The sequence below is a fragment of the Streptomyces sparsus genome (assembly GCF_054776295.1).
In genome coordinates this window covers 1-3,201 of the sequence record NZ_BAAHCA010000572.1, presented here as the reverse complement: position 1 = coordinate 3,201, position 3,201 = coordinate 1, and the positions used below count along the sequence as shown (strand labels likewise).

The following is a 3,201-nucleotide window of genomic DNA, read 5'->3' as shown; positions in this document are numbered from 1 at the left end:
CCCCCCCGCGTTCGCCGGTACGGCGGGGGCGTCACCCCGTCCAGCTCCAGCCGGAGACCTCCGGCAGGTCGACGCCGTGCTCCCGGATCCAGTCGTGGTGCCGGTACCTGACGTCCGTCCACGCCTGCCGGACGCCCGCGGCCCGGCCGGCCAGGCCCGGCACCCGGTCCACGACGTCCGCCGCGAGCCGGTAGCGGTCCATGTCGTTGCGCACCACCATGTCGAACGGCGTGGTGGTGGCGCCGCTCTCGCGGTAGCCGTGCACGTGCAGCCGCTCCGGCCCCGGCCGCCCGTGCGCGAGGCGGTGGATCAGCCAGGGGTAACCGTGGTATGCGAAGACCACCGGCCGGTCCCGGGTGAACACCGACACGTACTCGGCCTCCGACAGCCCGTGCGGGTGCCGCGTCATCAGCCGCGTCGGGTCGACGACGTTGACCACCCGCACCGCGAGGTCCGGCAGCGCCTCCCGCAGCAGCGACGCCGCGGCCAGCGTCTCCAGCGTCGGCACGTCCCCGGCGCAGGCCAGCACCACGTCGGGCTCCGACCCCGACCGCTCGGTCCCTGCCCAGTCCCAGACACCGAGACCCCGCGCGCAGTGCGCCCGTGCCTCCTCGGGGCCGAGCCAGTCGAAGGTGGGCTGCTTGCCGGCGACGATCACGTTCAGCACGTCCGTGGAGCGCAGCGCGTGGTCCGCGACGCACAGCAGCGTGTTGGTGTCCGGCGGCAGGTAGACCCTGGCCACGTCCGGGCTCTTGTTCAGCACCTGGTCGACGAAACCGGGGTCCTGGTGCGAGAACCCGTTGTGGTCCTGCCGCCAGGCGTGCGAGGTGAGCAGGCACGTCAGCCCCGGGACCGGTGCCCGCCACGGCACCTCGGCGGCGCTCTGCAGCCACTTGGCGTGCTGGGCCGCCATGCTGACCGACACGTTGGCGAACGCCTCGTAGGACGCGAACACACCGTGCCGGCCGGTCAGCGTGTACCCCTCCAGCCAGCCGAGGCACAGGTGCTCGGACAGCACCTCCATGACCCGGCCGTGGTGGCCCAGGTGCTCGTCCGTCCCGACCTCGGTGGCCTGCCACGCCCGGGGCGACGACTCGTACACCTGCGAGAGCCGGTTGGAGTCGACCTCGTCGGGGGAGAACAACCGGAAGTCCCGCCGGTCGGCGGTGTCCGCCATCACCCGGTTCAGCACACCGCCCAGCACCCGCGTCGGCTCGTGGGTGCCGTCACCCGGCTTCTCGACCGGTACCGCGAACTCCGCCAGGTCCGGCACCGGCAGCGAGCGCCGCAACCGGCCGCCGTTGGCGTGCACACCGGCCCCGAGCCGCAGCGGGCCGTCCGGCAGCTGCGCCAGCACCTCGTCCACCGGCCGCCCGTTCTCGTCGAACAGCTCCGACGGCCGGTAGGAGAGCAGCCACTCCTCGAGCTGCCGCAGCCGCTGCGGATCGTCCCGCACCCCGGACAGCGGCACCTGGTGGCTGCGCCAGGTGTCCTCGACCGGCTCCCCCGCCTGCTCACGCGGGCCCGTCCAGCCCTTGGGGGTGCGCAGCACGATCATGGGCCAGCGGGGCCGCCGCCGGTCGCCGTCGCGGCGCGCCGCCCGCTGGAAGCCGTCGATCCGCTCCAGCGCCAGGTCCAGCACCCCGGCGAGCTGGCGGTGCACCTGCTCCGGCGCGGTGTCCGGTTCCGCCGTCACGTGCAGCGGCTCGTGCCCGTAACCGCGCAGCAGGCTGTCCAGCTCCTCCGGCGGCAACCGGGACAGCACGGTCGGGCCGGCGATCTTGTACCCGTTGAGGTGCAGGACGGGCAGCACCGCGCCGTCGTGCACCGGGTCGAGGAACTTGTTGGCGTGCCAGGCCGCGGCCAGCGGACCCGTCTCGGCCTCGCCGTCGCCGATCGCGCAGACCGTCAGCAGGTCCGGGTTGTCGAACGCGGCACCGTAGGCGTGCGACAGGGAGTGCCCGAGTTCACCGCCCTCCTGCACCGACCCCGGCACCTCCGGGCCGGTGTGGCTGCCCACCCCGCCGGGATGCGAGAACTGGGCGAACAACCGCCCGAGCCCTTCCTCGTCGCGGCCCACGTCCGGGTTGAGCTCGCTGTAGGAACCGTCCAGCCAGGTGCCCGCCAGCACCGCGGGCGCACCGTGCCCCGGCCCCCACACGGCGAGCGTCGGCTGCTCACGGGCCCGGATCACCCGGTTGAGGTGGGTGTGCAGCAGCGTCAGCCCCGGACACGTGCCCCAGTGGCCCAGCACCCGGGCCTTGACGTGCTCGGCGCGCAGCTCCTCACGCAGCAGCGGGTTCGCTCTGAGGAAGAGCTGTCCGGCGGCCACGTAGTTCATGGCCCGCCACTGGGCGTCGAGCTGCCCGCACTCGTGTTCGGTGAGAGAATGGGGAGTCTCCACAGGTTCCTCCGGCGCGTGGTCGATGGCGGTCCACCCCGCCGGGTCCCCGGTGAAGCCGCCGTCACACCTGCCGGCGCGAGCCACCGGCCGTGCCGGGCACGCTCACCTCCGGGAGAAGGGCACCACATGCGCACGATGACAGGACTGCTGGGGTCGCTGCCCCCCGAGCACAGCCGGCGCCTGCGGAGTCTCGGCCGCGAGGTGTCGTTCCCCGCCGAGGCCCGGATCTTCGAGGAGGGACACTCGGCCGACCGGTTCTGGATCATCCACACCGGATCGGTCACCCTGGACCAGCACGTCCCGGGCCGAAGGCCCCAGGTGCTGGAGACCGTCGGCCACGGCGAACTGCTCGGCTGGTCGTGGATGTTCCGCCCCTACGTCTGGCACATGGGGGCCGAGGCCGGCAGCCCGGTCCGGGCCCTGGAGTTCGACGCCGCCGAGGTGCGCGCCCTGTGCGAGCACGACCACGAACTCGGCTACGCGCTCGCCCTCGCCGTCGGCGAGATCATCTCGCACCGCCTGCAACGGTCGCGGTCCCGCCTGCTCGACACCTACGGACCGTACGGGACGGCCTGAAACCACTCTTCCGAGCGACGATGTGCGCGATCCGTTGCCGCCGGGCGCCCGCTGGAGCACGATGTCCCCGTGCTCAACCCATGGCTGGCGCTGGAGACGGGAGCGGACCCGGCCGAGCGGGCCGGGGAGGTCCGGCGCGCTCACGAGCGGTTCCTCGCCGGCGGTGACGACGGCCGGCCGGTGCGCCACGTCGTCGCCGACTCCTGGCGCCGCTGCGCCGG

Annotated in this window: 2 protein-coding genes; one reads left to right on the top strand and one right to left on the bottom strand. The window is 73.6% G+C overall.

The window, feature by feature from the left end; genetic code table 11:
• Positions 1-31: 31 nt before the first annotated feature.
• Complete coding sequence (locus ACYVE9_RS20365) at positions 32-2,404, bottom strand: phosphoketolase family protein (RefSeq protein ID WP_461029330.1); 2,373 nt, start codon at positions 2,402-2,404, stop codon at positions 32-34.
• A 126-nt stretch (positions 2,405-2,530) separates the two neighbouring features.
• Between ACYVE9_RS20365 and ACYVE9_RS20360 the strand changes: the two genes are divergently transcribed.
• The gene (locus ACYVE9_RS20360; RefSeq protein WP_461029329.1) at positions 2,531-2,980 is read left to right on the top strand and encodes a Crp/Fnr family transcriptional regulator; all 450 of its coding nucleotides are present in this window, start codon (positions 2,531-2,533) and stop codon (positions 2,978-2,980) included.
• Positions 2,981-3,201: the final 221 nt, after the last annotated feature.

Excerpts from the sequence above, each read along its gene's own strand:
- ACYVE9_RS20360 (WP_461029329.1), top strand. The coding sequence starts at position 2,531 with ATGCGCACGATGACAGGACTGCTGGGGTCGCTGCCCCCCGAGCACAGC.